This is a genomic window from Escherichia albertii NBRC 107761 = DSM 17582 (genome assembly GCF_000759775.1).
GTDB lineage: Bacteria > Pseudomonadota > Gammaproteobacteria > Enterobacterales > Enterobacteriaceae > Escherichia > Escherichia albertii.
The window spans coordinates 24,771-43,626 of the sequence record NZ_BBMY01000010.1 but is presented as its reverse complement, the minus strand read 5'-3'; the positions used below and the strand labels follow the sequence as shown (position 1 = coordinate 43,626).

At 47.9% G+C, this 18,856-nt stretch carries 17 protein-coding genes; 6 read left to right on the top strand and 11 right to left on the bottom strand.

The features are described from left to right. The first annotated feature begins 6 nt into the window (after positions 1-6). Both gadX and gadW read left to right on the top strand, forming a co-directional pair. Positions 7-822: a DNA-binding transcriptional regulator GadX gene (gene gadX / locus EA14781_RS03290; protein WP_001191647.1), complete on the top strand. Its 816-nt coding sequence runs from the start codon at positions 7-9 to the stop codon at positions 820-822. A gap of 369 nt (positions 823-1,191) precedes the next feature. After that, positions 1,192-1,920 (top strand): acid resistance transcriptional activator GadW, encoded by a 729-nt coding sequence (gadW, locus tag EA14781_RS03285; protein ID WP_000951548.1) that lies wholly within the window; start codon positions 1,192-1,194, stop codon positions 1,918-1,920. Positions 1,921-2,285: 365 nt separating this feature from the next. Here the strand turns inward: gadW and mdtF are convergent, their stop codons facing one another. From mdtF to hdeD, 5 genes are all read right to left on the bottom strand, one after another. Beyond that, positions 2,286-5,399, bottom strand: a complete 3,114-nt coding sequence (gene mdtF / locus EA14781_RS03280) for a multidrug efflux pump RND permease MdtF (protein ID WP_000024836.1) — start codon at positions 5,397-5,399, stop codon at positions 2,286-2,288. 24 nt (positions 5,400-5,423) lie between these two features. Beyond that, complete coding sequence (gene mdtE, locus EA14781_RS03275; RefSeq protein WP_306294499.1) at positions 5,424-6,533, bottom strand: multidrug transporter subunit MdtE; 1,110 nt, start codon at positions 6,531-6,533, stop codon at positions 5,424-5,426. Positions 6,534-6,582: 49 nt separating this feature from the next. Next, positions 6,583-6,882 (bottom strand): hypothetical protein, encoded by a 300-nt coding sequence (locus EA14781_RS26125; protein WP_000906907.1) that lies wholly within the window; start codon positions 6,880-6,882, stop codon positions 6,583-6,585. A gap of 49 nt (positions 6,883-6,931) precedes the next feature. Further along, positions 6,932-7,459 (bottom strand): acid resistance transcriptional activator GadE, encoded by a 528-nt coding sequence (gene gadE / locus EA14781_RS03265; protein WP_000576685.1) that lies wholly within the window; start codon positions 7,457-7,459, stop codon positions 6,932-6,934. A gap of 745 nt (positions 7,460-8,204) precedes the next feature. Further along, positions 8,205-8,774, bottom strand: coding sequence for an acid-resistance protein HdeD (gene hdeD, locus EA14781_RS03260; protein ID WP_000965660.1), 570 nt, complete (start codon positions 8,772-8,774; stop codon positions 8,205-8,207). Between the two features lie 254 nt (positions 8,775-9,028). On the opposite strand from hdeD, the gene hdeA reads away from it, so the two are divergent. Next, complete coding sequence (gene hdeA / locus EA14781_RS03255) at positions 9,029-9,364, top strand: acid-activated periplasmic chaperone HdeA (RefSeq protein ID WP_000709434.1); 336 nt, start codon at positions 9,029-9,031, stop codon at positions 9,362-9,364. Between the two features lie 115 nt (positions 9,365-9,479). Next, positions 9,480-9,806 carry an acid-activated periplasmic chaperone HdeB gene (gene hdeB / locus EA14781_RS03250; RefSeq protein WP_001027472.1) on the top strand — a complete coding sequence of 109 codons (327 nt, stop codon included), beginning with the start codon at positions 9,480-9,482 and terminating at the stop codon, positions 9,804-9,806. Positions 9,807-9,862: 56 nt separating this feature from the next. Here the strand turns inward: hdeB and EA14781_RS03245 are convergent, their stop codons facing one another. From EA14781_RS03245 to EA14781_RS03220, 6 genes are read right to left on the bottom strand one after another with little or no spacing between them, the layout of a single operon-like run. Next, on the bottom strand, positions 9,863-10,633 hold the full coding sequence (locus EA14781_RS03245) for a heme ABC transporter ATP-binding protein (protein WP_000622319.1): 771 nt from the start codon (positions 10,631-10,633) through the stop codon (positions 9,863-9,865). Then, positions 10,630-11,622: a heme ABC transporter permease ShuU/ChuU gene (gene shuU, locus EA14781_RS03240; protein ID WP_042326698.1), complete on the bottom strand. Its 993-nt coding sequence runs from the start codon at positions 11,620-11,622 to the stop codon at positions 10,630-10,632. Before shuU ends, EA14781_RS03245 begins: the two co-directional genes overlap by 4 nt. A gap of 50 nt (positions 11,623-11,672) precedes the next feature. Further along, the gene (chuY, locus tag EA14781_RS03235; RefSeq protein WP_000035559.1) at positions 11,673-12,296 is read right to left on the bottom strand and encodes an anaerobilin reductase; all 624 of its coding nucleotides are present in this window, start codon (positions 12,294-12,296) and stop codon (positions 11,673-11,675) included. Continuing rightward, on the bottom strand, positions 12,296-12,790 hold the full coding sequence (hutX, locus tag EA14781_RS03230; protein ID WP_000020036.1) for a heme utilization cystosolic carrier protein HutX: 495 nt from the start codon (positions 12,788-12,790) through the stop codon (positions 12,296-12,298). The genes chuY and hutX overlap by 1 nt, the downstream gene beginning before the upstream one ends. Positions 12,791-12,802: 12 nt before the next feature. After that, a complete protein-coding gene (gene hutW, locus EA14781_RS03225) occupies positions 12,803-14,140 on the bottom strand; it encodes a heme anaerobic degradation radical SAM methyltransferase ChuW/HutW (RefSeq protein ID WP_001095593.1) in 1,338 nt (445 codons plus the stop codon). A 19-nt stretch (positions 14,141-14,159) separates the two neighbouring features. Next, entirely contained in the window at positions 14,160-15,083 is a 924-nt protein-coding gene (locus EA14781_RS03220) for a heme/hemin ABC transporter substrate-binding protein (RefSeq protein WP_024164664.1), read from the bottom strand. A 683-nt stretch (positions 15,084-15,766) separates the two neighbouring features. Here EA14781_RS03220 and chuA point away from each other — a divergent pair. Both chuA and chuS read left to right on the top strand, forming a co-directional pair. After that, on the top strand, positions 15,767-17,749 hold the full coding sequence (gene chuA, locus EA14781_RS03215) for a TonB-dependent heme/hemoglobin receptor ChuA/ShuA (RefSeq protein WP_000089600.1): 1,983 nt from the start codon (positions 15,767-15,769) through the stop codon (positions 17,747-17,749). Between the two features lie 48 nt (positions 17,750-17,797). Further along, positions 17,798-18,826, top strand: a complete 1,029-nt coding sequence (gene chuS / locus EA14781_RS03210) for a hematinate-forming heme oxygenase ChuS (RefSeq protein WP_001110407.1) — start codon at positions 17,798-17,800, stop codon at positions 18,824-18,826. Positions 18,827-18,856: the final 30 nt, after the last annotated feature.

Here is an 18,856-nt window from a genome sequence, read left to right as displayed (position 1 = left end):
TCTATTATGCAATCACCATGTGGAAATTGTTTAATTGCGTACGCAAAACATAAATGTATTCTCACCACGGTTAATGGCGAGCATCACCGTCTTTACGGTAATGATTTAGTCTTTGCAGATGCAAATCAGGTCTCTGTTCCTGAGTATGTTGAGAACGTAGTATTTATCACGAAGGAAACACTTTCATTATTTCTCCCGATGCTCAAGGAGGAGGCATTAAATCTTCATGCGCATAAAAAAGCACCTTCGCTAATCGTTCATCACTGTACCAGAGATATTCCGATTTTTCAGGAGATAACGCGACTGTCGCAGAATAAACATCTCCGTTATAGTGAGATTCTGCGTAAAAGAGCATTGATATTTGCGTTATTATCTCTTTTTCTTGAAGATAAACAGTTTATACCGCTGCTTATGAATATATTGCAGCCGAGTATGCGAGTGCGGGTGTGTACGGTAATCAACAATAATATCGCTCGTGAATGGTCATTAGCACAGATTGCCAGTGAGTTATTGATGAGTCCGAGTTTGTTGAAGAAAAAACTGCATGAAGAAGGGACGTCTTATTCACAGCTACTTACCGAATGTAGAATGCAGCGAGCGTTACAACTGATTGTTATGCCGGAGTTTTCTATAAAAAGAACGGCGTTATCTTGTGGTTATAACAGTGTGTCATATTTTATTTATGTTTTTCGAAATTACTATGGGCTGACACCGACAGAGTATCAGGAACGAGTTACTAAAAGAGTGTTTAATAATCATCTGATAACGGACATTACTGCGCAAGAGAGTTTTTGTCACCATGAAGTAACGATAAGGTTATAATTGCTGTTTTAAACATAAAAAAAAATCCCGGCATAGGGGAACCGGGAAGAAAATAGTCTGCCGTCTCCAGACTAATAAACCGTTATAACACTCCTTGTTGGTACGGAAACTTTGTGCCCTCAGTAAGGAAAATATAACTTTCACTGGGGATAAGATCAGCCAATTTTCCATAAACATAAGCTACATGTTTTTTTAAATATATAGTTGAAACATTTGCTTATTAACAATTAACTGGTTAAGCATATTGTGCTATGGTCAACTTTTTGGTCCTACTAATTTTGGCAGTTTGGGTTTCTGGAGTAAGTCATGCATTATTTAATTTGTATACTGAATGGTAGTGTTTGTAGTAATAGAATATAAGGGCTTGTCATGGCACATGTTTGTTCGGTGATCCTCACCTGTCGCTCATTTGACATATACCATGAGCAGCAGAAACTATCTTTGCACAAAGATAGTATTCTATTGATGGATAAAAATATGGTGGAGAGTTTAGAGTTTAATGAATCAAATGTCCGCAATCTGGATATAGATGAACGCATCATCACTCATTATTTGCACAATATTCGCCTACCGGCTCAGTATTTAGGATTGCATGGTAAAAAAAAGTTGTTGGTTAATCCAGCGCCACCGATGCCGCTCGTAACGGCGATATTCGATAGTTTTGCTAAAGAAGATGTTATCTCCACAACATTAAGTAACATGCTCTATTTCTCCTGTCTTTCGATGTTTTCTCGAAATAAGGAGCTGATTCCTTTTCTTCTTAATAGCATTAGTACGGTTTCAGGAAAGGTTGAACGCATTATTAGCTTTGATATTGCCAGGCGCTGGTACCTGCGTGATATCGCAGAAAAGATGTACACCAGTGAAAGTTTAATCAAAAAGAAGTTAAAGGATGAAAACACCTGTTTTAGCAAAATATTATTGACCTCGCGAATGTCTATGGCCAGACGATTACTCGAGTTACGACAGATTCCGTTGCCGATGATCGCAGAAAAATGCGGCTATAGCAGCACGTCGTACTTTATTAATACTTTCCGCCAGTATTATGGCATAACACCGCATCAGTTTGCGCAACAGTCAACGGGGATGCTCTCCTGACGGTATTTCTCATTCGAAAGTTGGTCAGGATCTGCCTCCAGCTTCGTGTGAGAATCTTTTCCCATTCATCTCTGCCGGGGATACTGGCAAGTTATCTTTCGCAGTTTGCAAATAGATAAAGGCATTTTCAGGAGGAAAATAAACGGTATGTTTGGGATTATCAGGCTTACAATTCATACAATTACGTTCATGTGGGTTAGCATTGTTTTGTTTAAATTGATGACTAACGGCTGGAGTGGTTTTTACTTTCAATGCTGTTTGCTAAGCCTGGTATTTCTGATGGTGAGTTGGTTGTTGAGTGGCGAGTGGTTGACAGAAAAGAGCAAGGCAGAACATTCACGTTCAGCCTTACTCTTATTCACACGTTACGCTTTTTTAAAGCGGGCAAAGAGATGTTCCACGACGACGAAAAAGACAGGCACGAAGTAAATAGCCAGCACCGTTGCTGCAAACATCCCCCCCATAACCCCGGTACCTACCGCATTTTGTGCGCCAGAACCTGCGCCATGACTGATAACCAGCGGCAGGACGCCAAGAATAAAGGCCAGAGATGTCATCAGGATTGGACGTAAACGCATCCGGGCCGCTTCGATAATCGCCTCTACAGGTGTTTTCCCTTCTTTCTGCATCATCTCAACCGCAAATTCGACGATCAGGATGGCGTTTTTGGCGGAAAGCCCGATAGTTGTCAGTAACCCTACCTGGAAGTAGACGTCATTACTTAAACCGCGCAGGTCTGTTGCCAGTAATGCGCCAATGACGCCCAATGGGACAACTAACATTACCGAGAAGGGGATTGACCAGCTTTCATACAACGCGGCGAGAGCGAGGAACACGACGACCAGAGAAATGGCATACAGCGCAGGCGCCTGGTTGGACGATAACGCTTCCTGGTATGACAGCCCGGTCCAGGAGTAACCGACGCCAGCCGGAAGTTTAGCCACCAGTTCCGCCATAAATTTCATCGCGTCGCCGGTACTTTTTCCTGCCGCCGCTTCCCCTAAAATTTCCATCGCCGGGATACCATTGTAGCGTTCCAGTCGTGGCGAACCGTAGGTCCATTCAGTAGAGGAATAGGCAGAAAGCGGCGCCATGGTGCCGGATGCGTTGCGCACATACCATTGGTTGATGTTATCTGGCAGCATACGGAACGGCGTTCCCGCCTGGACATACACTTTTTTCACACGGCCCTGATTGAGGAAGTCGTTAACGTAGCTACTCCCAAAGGCTGTAGAGATAGTTTGATTGATGTCAGACAACGCGACGCCCATCGCCTCGGCTTTTGCGGCGTTGACGTTCACTTTGAACATCGGTGTATCTTCCAGGCCGTTTGGGCGTACGCCGATGACCTGATTTGGCGATTGCGCTGCCAGTGATAGCAGTTCGTTGCGCGCCTGGGTCAGTTTTTCGTGCCCCAGATTACCGTTATCCAGCAGCTCCATATCAAAACCTGATGCTGTTCCCAGTTCTGCCACCGCAGGTAAGTTGAACGGGAAGACGACCGCTTTGTTAATGCGGCTCAGGGCGATCATTGCTCGCTGAATGATCGCGGTAACTGAATTTTCTTCGCCAACACGTTCGGACCACGGTTTAAGACTGATAAATGCCAGACCGTTGTTTTGTCCCTGACCGCTAAAGCCGAAGCCGCCCACGGTAAATACTGACTCGACATTTTTTTTCTCTTTTGTCAGATAGTAGTCAGTGACCTGTTGCAGCACTTTCGTGGTGTTAACCATCGTAGAACCTGACGGCAACTGCGCGGTGGTCATAAACACCCCCTGATCCTCTTCCGGTAAGAAAGAGGTTGGTGTGCGCAGGAACAGCACCGCCATTCCGGCGCCAATCAGCAGGTAAACCACCATATAACGCCCGGTGCAGCGCAGCAGCGAACGGGTACTGTCGGTATAGTGCTGAGTCGATTGTTCAAACAGATGGTTGAAGCGAGCGAATAACGCGTTCGGTTTGTGGCCGCCTTCTGGCGTGGCTTTCAAAATGGTGGCGCAAAGGGCAGGAGTCAGGCTCATCGCGACAAATATCGAAAGCAGCATGGATGAGATCAGCGTAATAGAGAACTGACGGTAAATCTCGCCGGTTGCCCCACTCATAAAGGCCATCGGCATAAACACTGCAGACAGAACAACGGCAATCCCGACCAGTGCACGCTGGATTTGTCCCATCGATTTATGCGTCGCTTCCCTCGGCGGCAGTTTATCTTCCGCCATCACACGCTCGACGTTCTCTACCACTACGATGGCGTCATCCACCAAAAGCCCTATCGCCAGCACCATCCCAAACATGGTGAGTGTGTTGATGGTGAAACCAACCGCGGACAAGATAGCGAACGTTCCGAGAATAACGACCGGCACGGCGATAGTAGGGATAATAGTGGCACGGATATTCTGTAAAAACAGATACATGACCAGGAAGACGAGGATGATAGCTTCAACCAGCGTTTTGAAGACTTCCTGAATCGAGATTTTGATAAACGGCGTAGTGTCGTACGGATAAACCGTCTTCAGACTGGCGGGGAAATACGCCGATAAGTGGTTGAGTTCATCTTTTACTGCGCGTGCGGTCTCCAGCGCGTTTGCTCCGGCAGCCAGTTTGATGGCGATCCCGGCGGCAGGTTTGCCGTTATAACGCGCCACCGTGGAATAGTCTTCCGCACCCAACTCAACGCGAGCAACGTCGCGCAATAATACTTGCGAACCATCCTGCTGAACTTTTAGCAGGATTTTGCCAAATTCTTCCGGCGTTTGTAGACGCGTCTGCACAATGATTGAGGCGTTCAGTTGCTGGTCTGCCGCCTGTGGCATTCCCCCCAGTTGACCACCGGATATCTGGTTATTCTGTACCTTGATTTGGGAAATGACATCGGAAGGAATAAGGTTGTATTTATTGAGTTTTTGCGGATCCAGCCAGATACGCATGGCGTACTCGGAACCAAAAAGCTGCACGCTACCGACACCCGCGGTACGGCTTAATGGGTCCTGAATATTAGAAGCCACATAATCTGCGATATCGTACTGGTTGAGGCTGCCGTTTTCAGAGATAAACGCCGCCACCATCAGGATGCTGCTACTCGACTTATTGACGCTGATCCCTTGTTGTTGAACTTCTTCGGGTAGCGATGGCATGGCAAGCTGCAGTTTATTCTGTACCTGGACCTGCGCGATATCGGGTGATGTTCCTGTCTCGAAGGTCAGGGTGATAGAAGCATTACCTGCTGCGTCACTGGTCGATGACATATACATCAGGCCATCAAGTCCATTCATATTTTGCTCAATCACCTGAGTGACAGAATTTTCTACCGTTTGGGCATCGGCACCCGGATAGGTGGCGCTGATAGTGATAGTTGGCGGTGCAATTTGCGGATATTGCGCTATCGGTAAGTTCATGATCGCCAGGCCACCTGCGAGCATCAAAATAATGGCAAGAACCCAGGCAAAAACCGGGCGATCAATAAAATAGTTAGCCATGAAAGTCCCCTTAAGCCTGCAACGTTATTGTTTCGATTCGGTGCTGGCGTTTTCCTGGCTGGAGGAAATAGCGCGTGCCTTGATGCCCGGATGAATGCGTTGCAAACCCGAGACGATCACCCGGTCACCGGCCTGCAATCCGGCAGTGACGATCCATTGATTGCCAATGGCTTTGGTCGCATTAATTTCGCGTAACTGTACGACATCATCTTTATCTAAAATGAGCGCTGTCGCTTTACCCTGGGCGTTATGTGTGACTCCTTCTTGCGGCACTAACAACACGTTCTGACGGCTGCCTTCATCCACTAACGCCGTGACGTACATACCCGGTAGCAGGTCGCCATTTGGGTTAGGGAAAATCGCCCGCAAAGTCACTGAACCTGTGGTTTCATCGACCGTCGGATCAGAAAATTTCAGCGTTCCGGTCTGGCTGTAACGTTTGCCATTTTCCAGATTAAGTTGCACTGGCGTACTGCCCTGAACCTGTTTGATTTGTCCGCTGGCGACTTCCTCTTTCATCCGCAGAAAATCCTGCACTGACTGGGTGAGATCGACATAAATCGGGTCAAGGCGCTGCACGGTCACCAGCGCATCTCCCTGGTTAGCAGTAACCAGAGCGCCGACGGTGACTGACGATTTTCCGCTGACGCCTGTAATCGGCGAGGTAACATTGGCGTATTGCAGGTTGATGGTTGCCTGCTCAACCGCTGCTTTGGCAACGGTGACATTGGCTTCCGCTTCATTTAGCTGGGTACGTGCGGTGTCATAATCCTGTCGGCTGACATAGTTCGTTTTCAGCAACGAGGCCTGGCGGTTGAAGGTGATGCGGGCATTACTGGCGGTGGACAGCGCTTTCGCCAACGAACCTTTGGCGGAGTTCAATTCTGCCTGTAAGGGCGCGGGATCAATCTGATACAGTGAATCGCCCTGATTCACTTTATCGCCTTCGATAAAGTTGCGCTTAATGATAATGCCACCCACCTGGGGGCGAATCTCGGCAACCTCATAAGGTACAGTTCTGCCGGGTAATTCGCTCATCACATTGACTGAACCGGGCGAGAGTGTCACTACGCCCACTTCCGGCGTCATGGCGGCAGCGTTTTCCGTTGATTTGTCATCGCAAGCAGTGAGCATCGCGCTGCAGAATAACAACGGTATTAACAATTTTCTTTTTCTGTTCATTTTAGTCCCTGAAAATTTGTGAGAAATAACGGAGCGTTGAATTGTGTACGAGGAGATATATGAGGGATTTACAGACCAGCGGCATAGTGCAAGTCATGGCGTGGTTGTCAGCCAGCAAGGGCACATGCAGGCAGAGAACCTCGTAGGGGGATGCCAACAGTAAAAAAAATGTTGCCGTTCTGCAGGCAGCCTTTGCCAGCATCCGGGCAACGAAGGTCTCTACTGGTGGATACATAAACCAGGGGAATAAATTCGTTTTTGCCTCTCCTGCGGTCATTACCGGGAGTAATGGAATCAGCATTTGCATCCCTCGTCATGCCAGCCATCAATTTCAGGCAATCAGACCCTGACTAAAAATAAGAAGAGATACCCAGGGTTACGATATCGCTCATGCGCCTAAGTTTGAGCTTGTACATAATGTTGAATTTCTGGATCTTTAACGTTTGTTGCGAAATATTCAGCGTTGACGTGATATTGCTTTCATTTTTGTTTTTCAGAATCAGTTGCATAATTTTGAATTGATTATGCGAAAAACATAATTGCGAGTTCTTATGAGGCAAGTGTTTGCCATAAGTAATATCAAGGAGTTTTTTTATACTTTCTTTTCGGCTGACAAAATAAATAGGTGTTCTGGCTTTAAGTTTACTGATGTGATAGGGGGCCAGGACAATAATTCTCTCTGCATCTAATGTTTCAAGAAACTTAATCGCCTCTTCATCAAGTATATGATTATGATAGGTATCAATGATCACCTTGAATGATTTGTTGTCTACGCTTTTGAGCTCTGACAGGGAATTGATTTTTATCATTTCGTGATTATCTTTCAACTGTAAAAAGCCCTGTAAAAGAAAAGAATCTTTCGTCATGAGAAAAATCATAACTTGCTCCTTAGCCGTTATCGTTTCGAACATGTCATCCTTTTCATTATTTACATCCATGCCCTGACGTGGTGTTCAATATAGTAAACGCCTATAAGAACCTTGCCCTTCGTGAACTAATACGTCTATTAACACTAATCAAAACTTCAGATTTATCCATCACGTATTCCATATATTAGTCCTAGGTAACATTCCTGGTTGTTATCACTTTGTGTTTATTAAACAAAACACTAACATTTGCAGATATCTGTTCAGGAATAAGTTATCAATTACCCATTTGTGATCTCTGAAGAATATAACTAAAGTAAAAATGTAATCCGTAAATATCGAGTCTCCTTGTTTCGACTTAGGCTGGCAATTGGATTGCCAGCTTTCTTTTAATATTTGGATTTTTATGCAACGTAACGTTCACCTGTTGCAGAAAAATGAATGGCAACGTTTTTATTCATTTAATCAACGCCACCGAACCTTTAGTTCACTTTCCCACAGCACTTTAAAAACATTAAACCTGACAACGAAAAATATCAGCCATGATAATGTTTGAAATGGCTAATTTGATATGTAATATATGTAAATTTTAGAAATATCATTGGCTTAATTTAATCTTCATGCGACGGTTATTTCAGCGAAAATATGTGATTTATCAGAGTGGTCATACTGTGACGGGAGTATGACGCGCCTCATAGTCACCACAAGTGATTATGAGGCGGGAGGGAAAATAGGGTGATGATGCGCCTGATGTTCGTTATTTTTTCACGAACAAACTGGCGAAGCTAAACAAACTGGCAGCACTAAATATCAGCTCGATCCCTACCAGAGTTGAAACCAGCGTTACAGAAACCATGGGGGTCGCGCCAAGAAATATCCAGGCAATGATGATATCCAGCACACCAATGACGAATTGTAGCCAGCTACCTTTAGCTGAACGCTGGCGATACCAGCTCATCAGACGAATAATCCCCGCTACACAGAACAACCCTGCGATAAATGCTGCAATAGCAAAAATGCCCAGTTCTGGCGCACGGATGAAAAAATAGCCGATGAGTAAATAGGCGACAGCAACGAGGAAACCTGATAATACCGGCCAAAAATTATGGCTACGGTTGTTGAATAAACCAACAATCAGCGCAATTCCCGAGCAGATCAATAATGCGCCGACGACCGTGCTAAGGATATCTCCAGAAATGAACGGAAAACTGATACACAGTAAACCGACAATAAACAGCAGTACCGCAATAAACTGGATTGCTCTCCGATGTTTTTTAAGCATATCCAGATCAAATTTCAAAATAGTTGCCTTGTCTATATATAACATAGAACCACCCCTACGAATTTAAGAAGAAAACCCCTGCTATCAATCTATGCCAAAAATGCATCTAAGAATGTAGTCGATTTAATAAAAATTTCCTAATTAATGTATCTGACGTCTATGTAACTCTTTGTATTAAAATAAAAATATCTGATTTTGATATTTTGTCTTAACATGACATACCCAGAAAACCAGGTTATAACCTCAGTGTCGAAATTGATTCGTGACGGCTCTTTCACTTTATAGTTGAGGATATTACGATGAAAAAAGCATTAGGCGTTATTCTTGGTGGCCTGCTTCTTCTGCCAGTTGTGAGCAATGCAGCGGATGCGCAAAAAGCAGCTGTTGATAACAAAAAACCTGTCAACTCCTGGACCTGTGAAGATTTCCTGGCTGTGGACGAATCCTTCCAGCCAACCGCAGTCGGTTATGCTGAAGCATTAAACAATAAAGATAAACCAGAAGATGCGGTTTTAGATGTTCAGGGTATTGCCACGGCAACGCCTGCTATTATCCAGGCTTGTAACCAGGATAAAAAAGCCAACTTTAAAGATAAAGTTAAAGGCGAATGGGACAAGATTAAGAAAGATATGTAATTCCGGGAATGCATAAAGCCGTATTTCCTTATGTGTTAAACAACAGAGGATTGCTTTTCCAAATATAAGTAATCCTCCTGTTCGTACATATATGCGTTGACGAATAGGTTGCAAAATGAATATTTCATCTCTACGTAAAGCCATTGTTTTTATTGGCGCTGTAGCAGCATTGTCACTGGCTAATGCGCAATCAGTACTGGCTGCTAATGAATCCGCTAAAGATATGACCTGCCAGGAGTTTATTGACCTGAATCCAAAAGCGATGACGCCTGTTGCATGGTGGATGCTGCATGAAGAAACGGTTTATAAAGGCGGCGATACGGTAACCTTAAATGAAACTGACCTGACTCAGATCCCCAAAGTGATCGAATATTGTAAGAAAAACCCGCAGAAAAATTTGTATTCCTTCAAAGATAATTTGGCCAATGTCCTGCCAAATTAATAGAAATGAAACCAAAGGGAGCAGCAAGTTGAGACATCTTGTTGCTCCTTTTGTATTTAACGATCGAGAATGATCAGCGGCGAATCATTGGCGGAATCGCTTAATACCGTAATATCCGCGCCATAGAGCATTGTCAGTGTTTGCTGGGTCAACACATCCTGTGGTTTACCCTCTGCGACAACCCTGCCTTTTTGCATCAATACAACACGGTCAGCATAACGGGCGGCGAGATTAAGATCGTGCAATACGCAGCAAACATTAAACTGTCGCTCGTGAACTAACTGGCGTAATAAACGAAACAGATGCTGTTGATGGTGAATATCCAGTGCCGATGTCGGTTCATCAAGAAATAACCATTTCGGTGAGGGAGTGGGTTCCCAGAGTTGCACCAGCAGGCGCGCCAATTGTACACGCTGTTGTTCACCGCCAGATAATTGCCGGTAGTCGCGGTGTGCCAGCGCCTGACAGTCGCATAACGCCATTATCTGCGTAGTTTCGTCACGCTGAACATCCGTACGATGCGGATGCCGCCCCATCTGGATCACTTCCTGTACGCTGAATGGAAATGCCATATGGCTATTCTGACGCATCACGGCCCGGTGTTTTGCCAGTTCAGTGATTGACCATTCATTTAATGGCTTATTAAACAACCGACATTCACCGCTATCCGGTTGAAGATAGCCGGTTAACTGGCGAAGCAGCGTAGATTTTCCCGCGCCATTAGGGCCGAGAATGGCAACAATTTCCCCGCCGGGAAAAGTCAGCGAGACATTATCAGTCAGACGCCGCCCCTGAAGGCTATAAACCAGATTCCTGGCGCTGATCATGACGTCCTCCGGTTGCGCAGAATCAACCACATAAAATACGGGCCGCCAAGCAGGCTGGTTAAGAGTCCCACGGGCATTTCTGCTGGCTGTACCAGCGTGCGGGCGAGTGTGTCTGCCATCAGCAATAAACAGGCTCCGGCGAGGGCGGAGCAAGGGATTAGCCAGCGGTGATTTGCCCCGGTAGTCATGCGAATCAGATGCGGGATCACCAGGCCAATAAAGCCGATAATTCCGCTTACCGATACGGCAGCGCCAACGAGCAGTGAGCTCACTAACAGTAATTGCTGGCGTTTACGTTTAACGTTCACGCCGAGGTAGTGGGCTTCTTCATCACCAAGCTGGAGTAAATTCAGCGTTCCGGCGAGACAGGTTGTCGCCATAATCGCTGGCAGAATGAATGAGCTGGCGACCAGTAATGTTGGCCATTGCGCTTGGCCGAGATTACCCATCATCCACAACGTCAGTTGCCGCAGTTGCTGCTCATCGCCTATATAACTCAGCACGCCGATCGCCGCGCCGCACAGGGCATTGATAGCAATACCGGTCAGTAACAATTGCATCATGCTGCCATCGCGATGGCGCTGCGTAATGAGAAAAATGATGGTACAGACTACTAAACTTCCGGCGATGGCAAAAACCATCTGTTCATACAGCACCAGCACTACCGGAAAAGAAAAAGGCAGCACAATTGCCACGCCAACCATTAATGCAGAACCGCTGCTGACGCCGAGTAAGCCAGGGTCAGCCATTGGGTTGCGAAAAAGCCCCTGCATAATCACCCCGGCAGTTGCCAACGCCGCGCCTACCAGCACCGCCAGTAAAACCCGAGGCAGACGAATATTGAGCCAGATATCGCGATATTCCTCATCAAACAGGGCGTTAAAACTGATTTTTAATGCTCCCTGACTGGCGCCGAACAGCACCAGGGCAAGCAATAATAGTGATAGCCCCATCAAGACCCTGGCGGAAGAGAGTGAATCCTTGAGCACGCAAAACTCCACTATGACGTTGCGGCACGGAGCTTCCGCGCCGCATGGCATTACGCCGGTTTCAGGCCTGGTTCAATCAGACTGTAGATCTGCTTGTTGAGTGCTGGCGCGTTTGCCAGTTCATGAATATGCATGGCGACATCGGCACGACGGACAAAACCATGACATTCCTGATTTTGTATGCGTAGCGCCTTGCCCGTTGCCGCACCATCAAGCAGGCCTCCGGGACGGAGAATCGCATAGTCAAGCTGGCTGGTTTGCAACCAGCTTTCCGCCAGAGTTTTTTCCCGTACCGCCTGACCAAACGCGGCTTTAGCGCGATCCGATAAAAATGACCAGCTATCGCCACAGCCCAGTGACGTCACCAGAATCATGCGTGTGATGCCTGCTTTTTCGGCCTCATCGATCACCGTTCTGTGGGCCAGATAATCCTGAGCGCCGCCCATTGTTGAGATGGCAAGCGCTTGCGGGCCAGCCGCACGGCAGGCCGCCGCGACCACGCTGGCATCACAGGCGTCGCCAGTAAAAACCTGCACGCCTTGTTGCGCCAGTTTCGTCGCGGTATCGGCATGGCGAACGACAGCAATGAGCGGGCGTTGTTCCGTCAGCGCCAGCTCAAGGGTTCTGGCGCCGACGCCTTTTCCACCTGCGCCAAAGAGTAGCCACGGTGCCATCAGGCTTCTTCCTTCAGAGACGCAGCCAGTGAATGGAAAGCGTTAACTTGATCATTCAGCAGTTGGCGATGGTCATCGCGGCCAAGGAAAATTTTTAGCATCGCGCTGCCTTCTTTGTTGAAAAAGAGAATGGATGCGGTGTCCATACCCATAAATTTACGTTCGACCAGGGCAATATGCGTGCAATTTTCTGCCTTGATATGCCCGGACATGCCATGTTTTCCACGCAGGTTGAAATAGCCGTGGCGATGAAAACCTGAAGGCAGTTCGCCGCTAAATTCGAGGATCACATCGGCAGTATGCACCAGCGTGGTGACCTTGCCCCATTCGCAGACGGTATCCCAGATGGTGTCGAATTTATCGCCAGACACAACAGTAGAGGAGGGGAGATTTTTCACTACCTCCAGCAATGTGGTGTTGTATTGTTCGGCAACCGCTTCCAGCGTACCGTCCGGTTCCGTTTTCAAAAATTCCTGTAACGAGACATGGCTCATAAATTACTCCTGTTATGGTTTTTCATGCGCAATCGCTGGCGCATTAAGTACCTGAATCAGTTCATTAAGAGACTGCAAAATATTGCTTGCCCAGAAACGACCTTCATTGGTCAACCGCAGGCAAGTTGAAGCATCGCGGCTTAAGCCTTTTTGGTGCCATTGGGTCAGTAACGGGGCGAGTTTTTCGGCATGTGGCGTAAGTTCATCCAGCGGTACACGCGCGGTTTCAATACCCGACTGCAAAGTGTGACGCCACTGCGCATTACGTTCGGCGGCGCGCATCATCATCATCAACGGTTTTTGACCTGCCGCGACGGATTCATGCCAGCTCTGCAGGTTGCGCTCATTCATCCAGGAGTAACCATTAATCGAACCGCCAGCGCCGGAACCAAAGGCCAGACAATCGGCTCCTTGTTTAATCAGCAGGTTATAGAGATTGCGTTCGCGTGTGGTACGGCCCCAGTGGCTGTTACTGATACAACGCCAGCCGGCATCGTCCATAAAATCACACCCTTGCAGGTAGAGATCGCGACGTTCTGCCGGAGAGGGCACGATAGTGCGCCCATTTTCCACGGCTTTGCCCAGTGGCGTATTGGGAAGGACATTGAGCGCGTAGAGATCAACACCGTCGAGACCGATATCGCGAGCGATAGCCAGATCCTCTCCCCAGGTTTGCGCATCCTGACCAGGCAAACCGAACAGCAGATCGCACACCACCGCAGCCCGGTCACGTTTGACCAGGCTTTCCATAAACGCAATGGCTGTTGGGCCATCCGAGGTGCGTGCCATTTTCTTGCGAATTTTGCTGTTAAAGGACTGAATACCAATCGAGAAGCGGTTTGCTCCCGCATCAAGGCAAGCGTCTATTCGCTCAGCGTCAAAATTCAGTACCCGGCCTTCAATGGTGATTTCGCAATCCGGCGCCAGCGGTAGCTTTTCTCGTAAGGTGGTGATGATTCTTGCCAAATCGCGTGCCGAGAGCGCGGAAGGCGTGCCGCCGCCGAAATAGACCGCGTGGATAGGGGCGGACTGATGTAATACGCTGTCTGCTTCCAGCTCGATTTCACGAATCAGGGCGTCGGTATAATGAGCGCACGCATCTTCATTAAAACGGTTTTGATAAAAACCGCAAAACGTGCAGTGCGTCGCGCAAAAAGGAATGTGCAAATAAACCAGTCGCTTACGCGGTGAGATCGTTTGATTGATCATCTCTTGCCAGGTCTGTGCCAGTTGCTCTTTGGCGACCGGAATGGCTCCGCGAAACGGCATCATAGCGCGTCTGTCTTTAAATGGCTGGTCACCGTCTAACGCAAAATGTGGCGTGAGATCCAGGATGTTATTTGTGTTCATTCGTCTGATTTAAATCCATTTATTGCGGCCAAAGCTGCTGGTGTAAAGACTCAACGACATCAGCAATACGCGGACCCATTCCCAGAATCAGGTTTTGATCAACGGTGATAATGCGCTGGTTTTTCCATGCGGCAGTGTGGGTAATTCCGGCAATAGAACGCAGACGATTAATATCGCCATCGACCATTTGTGAGGTCACGACAATCACTTCTGGGTTCGCTGCAATCAGCGATTCCGCGCTGTAGCTTTTGTACTGTTGGTGAGTTGCGACGTTTTCTGCTCCGGCAAGCGACAAAATGGCATCCGCGACGCTGCTTTTACCCGCAACCTGCGGCGCGCTTCCGCCTGCAGAGAGTATAAACCTGGCTTTAACCGGGGTATTTTTTGCCGCCACGCTTTGCTGAACTCGCTCCAGACGTTGATTGATTTGTGTCACCAGCGCGTCGCCTTGTTCAGGGACCTGTAACGTTTTTGCCAGTTGGCGAATGTTGGCGTACATCTGCTCAAGGGTTGCTGGTACACGTGGCAAGGTAACAACGTTGACCTTTTGCGCCCGTAGTTGGTCTAGCACAATTTGCGGACCGGCATCCTGCCAGGTAATTACGCTATCCGGGCGAAGTGACAAAATGCCTTCGCTGCTCAGTTGCTTCCAGTAGCCAATATGAGGCAGTTGGGCGGTTTCCGGGGGGTAAGATGTCGTTTCATCGACGCCAACTATGCGCTCGCCAGCGCCCATCGCGTAGATCAACTCCGTCAGTGATCCTCCTGCGACCACAATACGTTCGGCTGCCGTTGCGCTAAAGGCCCAGCTAAGTGCCAGTACAGCCGTAAACAGCTTTTTCATGGGCTGAGGTTTTACCGCGTTCTTCACGGCGACGGTTATCGCTGAAATACATAACGTCAACGGAGAAAAAAGAAACTGCCGGTTGGTGATCCTTGGCATCATATGAGAGCTCTTATCAAATTGAGAATGAACATGATTATCATTTGAGTTATATATAAAACACGACAACGGGTTCAATATGCAAGAGGGAGCAAGAACGAATTTTTTGATTTTTATCAAAATGCTTCGTCAGCTAACGCATTTTGCAATGGCTAAATGTCAGGGTGGTAAAAAGGTGTAATCCCAGAGCTGTCGCGGATTACAGAGCAAAGAGATGGAAAAATTATGGCGGCTAACGACAGCGTTTCGTGACAATGTTGTGGCGGTGAGTCATTGCAAGAGCGCAGTGGTTGACGAGGTATAAACAGGTTTTATAACCCCCTGTTTATTGTGCTAATAGCGGTTAAAAAAAAGCTTGATCATAAAAAAAAGGTCGATAATAATTCTCATTATCACGCTTGCTTTAACAAAACATGCCCATATGAATAACAAAATAATAGCTTTTGCCAGGGATAATACACAGCACTCTTCACTCCAGACGTGGCATGTCACTTTGCCTGACAAAAAAAGGCGAGCTTTTGCTTAATTGTCAGAAATAACAGGCGATATCACGGAATATAAACGCCAGTTAATTCTCGCAATTAAATCTATCGCGTTGAATCGTATATAAATTTATTTTCGCCAGCCGCCCCGGTTTTTACCCCGGTAGCCAGCATTTTTTATTTTCCTCATGGAGAATCGCTATGTCACGTCCGCAATTTACCTCGTTGCGTTGGAGTTTGTTGTCTCTGGCTATTTCCGCCACCTTGCCGATGAGTGCTTTTGCCACTGAAACAATGACCGTTACTGCGACAGGGAATGCCCGAAGTTCCTTCGAAGCGCCAATGATGGTCAGCGTTATCGACTCTTCTACTCCCGAAAACCAAACTGCGACTTCAGCCACCGATTTATTGCGCTCTGTCCCCGGGATTACCCTTGACGGCACCGGGCGGACGAACGGCCAGGATGTGAACATGCGTGGCTATGACCATCGCGGCGTGCTGATTCTTGTTGACGGCGTTCGTCAGGGAACAGATACCGGACACTTGAATGGAACTTTCCTCGACCCGGCGCTGATCAAACGCGTTGAGATTGTTCGTGGACCTTCGGCATTACTCTATGGCAGCGGTGCGCTGGGGGGGGTGATCTCCTACGATACAGTCGATGCAAAAGATTTATTGCAGGAAGGGCAAAATAGCGGTTTTCGTGTCTTTGGTACTGGCGGCACCGGCGATCACAGCCTGGGGTTAGGCGCCAGTGCTTTTGGGCGAACTGAAAATCTGGATGGTATTGTGGCCTGGTCCAGCCGCGATAGAGGGGATTTACGCCAGAGCGACGGAGAGACGGCACCGAATGACGAGGCCATCAATAACATGCTGGCGAAAGGGACCTGGCAAATTGATTCAGCCCAAGCCCTGAGCGGTTCCGTGCGTTATTACAATAACGACGCGCGTGAACCGAAAAATCCACAGACCGTTGAGGCTTCTGACAGCAGTAATCCGCTGGTCAATCGTTCAACGATTCAACGCGATGCGCAACTTTCTTATAAACTCGCCCCACAGGATAACGACTGGTTAAATGCTGATGCAAAAATTTACTGGTCGGAAGTCCGTATTAATGCGCAAAACACGGGGAGTTCCAGCGAATATCGTGAACAGACGACAAAAGGCGGTAAGCTGGAAAACCGCTCTACTCTGTTTGCTGACAGTTTCGCTTCTCACTTACTGACGTATGGCGGCGAGTATTATCGTCAGGAACAGCATCCGGGCGGCGCGACGACGGGGTTCCCTCAGGCAAAAATCGATTTTAGCTCTGGCTGGCTACAGGATGAGATCACTTTACGCGATCTGCCTGTTACCCTGCTTGGCGGAACTCGTTATGACAGCTATCGCGGTAGTAGCGACGGTTACAAAGATGTTGATGCCGACAAATGGTCGTCTCGTGCGGGGCTGACTATCAGCCCGACCGACTGGCTGATGGTGTTTGGCTCATATGCGCAGGCATTCCGCGCTCCGACGATGGGCGAAATGTATAACGACTCTAAGCACTTCTCGATTGGTCGTTTCTATACCAACTATTGGGTGCCAAACCCGAACTTACGCCCGGAAACTAACGAAACGCAGGAGTACGGCTTTGGACTGCGTTTTGATGACCTGATGTTGCCTAATGATGCCCTGGAATTTAAAGCCAGCTACTTCGATACCAAAGCGAAAGACTATATCTCCACGACCGTCGATTTCGCGGCGGCGACAACCATGTTTTATAACGTTCCGAACGCCAAAATCTGGGGTTGGGATGTGATGACGAAATATACCGCAGATCTGTTTAGCCTTGATGTGGCTTATAACCGTACTCGCGGCAAAGACACTGATACCGGGGAATATATCTCTACTATTAACCCGGATACCGTCACCAGTACCCTGAATATTCCAATCGCCCACAGTGGCTTCTCTGTCGGCTGGGTCGGAACGTTTGCCGATCGTTCAACGCATATCAGCAGCAGTTACAGCAAACAACCGGGCTACGGCGTGAATGATTTCTACGTCAGTTATCAAGGACAGCAGGCGCTCAAAGGCATGACCACCACTTTGGTGTTGGGTAACGCTTTCGACAAAGAGTACTGGTCGCCGCAGGGTATCCCGCAGGATGGCCGTAGCGGAAAAATTTTCGTGAGTTATCAATGGTAAGAAGCGGCCCCGTTAATTCGGGGCATTAATCTGGAAGGAAGATAGACAATGAATTACTACACACGCTGGCTCGAGTTAAAAGAACAAAATCCCGGAAAGTACGCGCGTGACATCGCAGGCTTAATGAATATCAGTGAAGCTGAACTGGCATTTGCCCGCGTAACTCATGATGCGTGGCGGATGCGCGGTGATATTCGCGAGATTCTGGCGGCGCTGGAAAGCGTTGGTGAAACCAAATGCATTTGCCGTAACGAATATGCCGTTCATGAGCAAGTGGGAGCGTTCACGAACCAACATCTGAACGGACATGCCGGATTGATCCTCAACCCGCGTGCGCTGGATCTGCGTCTGTTTCTCAATCAGTGGGCCAGTGTTTTCCACGTCAAAGAAAACACGGCTCGCGGTGAGCGCCAGAGTATTCAGTTCTTTGATCATCAGGGCGATGCATTACTAAAAGTTTATGCCACCGACAGCACCGATATGGCGGCATGGAGTGAGTTTTTGGCGCGCTTTATCGTCGAGGAAAATACGCCCCTTGAGCTACAGGCCGTTGATGCGCCAGTTGAGAAAACACAAGTCGACGCCAGTGTAGTCGAACAAGAGTGGCGGGCGATGACTGATGTTCATCAGTTTTTTACGCTGCTCAAGCGACATAATCTGACGCGTCAGCAGGCTTTTAATCTGGTGGCAGATGATTTGGCCTGCAAAGTCTCCAACAGCGCACTGGCGCAGATTCTGGATTCTGCCCGGCAAGATGGTAATGAGATCATGGTGTTTGTTGGTAACCGTGGCTGTGTACAGATTTTCACTGGTGTGGTTGAAAAGGTGGTGCCGATGAAAGGCTGGCTGAATATTTTCAACCCAACATTTACTCTTCATTTGCTGGCGGAGAGCATTGCCGAAACCTGGGTAACACGCAAGCCTGCCAGTGATGGCTATGTGACTAGCCTGGAACTGTTTGCTCATGATGGTACGCAGATTGCGCAACTCTATGGTCAGCGTACTGAAGGGGAACAGGAACAAGCGCAGTGGCGTAAACAGATTGCAGCGCTGACGCAGGAAGATGTTGCGGCATAAGGCGCATTTACCCGGAGGTCCGGCGGTAGC

Coding starts and splice junctions, on each gene's coding strand:
- chuA (WP_000089600.1), top strand. CDS start 15,767: ATGTCACGTCCGCAATTTACCTCGTTGCGTTGGAGTTTGTTGTCTCTG.
- hutX (WP_000020036.1), bottom strand. CDS start 12,790: ATGAGCCATGTCTCGTTACAGGAATTTTTGAAAACGGAACCGGACGGT.
- EA14781_RS26125 (WP_000906907.1), bottom strand. CDS start 6,882: ATGCTGATTCCATTACTCCCGGTAATGACCGCAGGAGAGGCAAAAACG.
- hdeB (WP_001027472.1), top strand. CDS start 9,480: ATGAATATTTCATCTCTACGTAAAGCCATTGTTTTTATTGGCGCTGTA.
- mdtE (WP_306294499.1), bottom strand. CDS start 6,533: ATGCTCACTGCTTGCGATGACAAATCAACGGAAAACGCTGCCGCCATG.
- gadE (WP_000576685.1), bottom strand. CDS start 7,459: ATGATTTTTCTCATGACGAAAGATTCTTTTCTTTTACAGGGCTTTTTA.
- chuS (WP_001110407.1), top strand. CDS start 17,798: ATGAATTACTACACACGCTGGCTCGAGTTAAAAGAACAAAATCCCGGA.
- chuY (WP_000035559.1), bottom strand. CDS start 12,296: ATGGCACCGTGGCTACTCTTTGGCGCAGGTGGAAAAGGCGTCGGCGCC.
- gadX (WP_001191647.1), top strand. CDS start 7: ATGCAATCACCATGTGGAAATTGTTTAATTGCGTACGCAAAACATAAA.
- hdeA (WP_000709434.1), top strand. CDS start 9,029: ATGAAAAAAGCATTAGGCGTTATTCTTGGTGGCCTGCTTCTTCTGCCA.
- gadW (WP_000951548.1), top strand. CDS start 1,192: ATGGCACATGTTTGTTCGGTGATCCTCACCTGTCGCTCATTTGACATA.
- mdtF (WP_000024836.1), bottom strand. CDS start 5,399: ATGGCTAACTATTTTATTGATCGCCCGGTTTTTGCCTGGGTTCTTGCC.
- hdeD (WP_000965660.1), bottom strand. CDS start 8,774: ATGTTATATATAGACAAGGCAACTATTTTGAAATTTGATCTGGATATG.
- EA14781_RS03245 (WP_000622319.1), bottom strand. CDS start 10,633: ATGATCAGCGCCAGGAATCTGGTTTATAGCCTTCAGGGGCGGCGTCTG.
- hutW (WP_001095593.1), bottom strand. CDS start 14,140: ATGAACACAAATAACATCCTGGATCTCACGCCACATTTTGCGTTAGAC.
- EA14781_RS03220 (WP_024164664.1), bottom strand. CDS start 15,083: ATGCCAAGGATCACCAACCGGCAGTTTCTTTTTTCTCCGTTGACGTTA.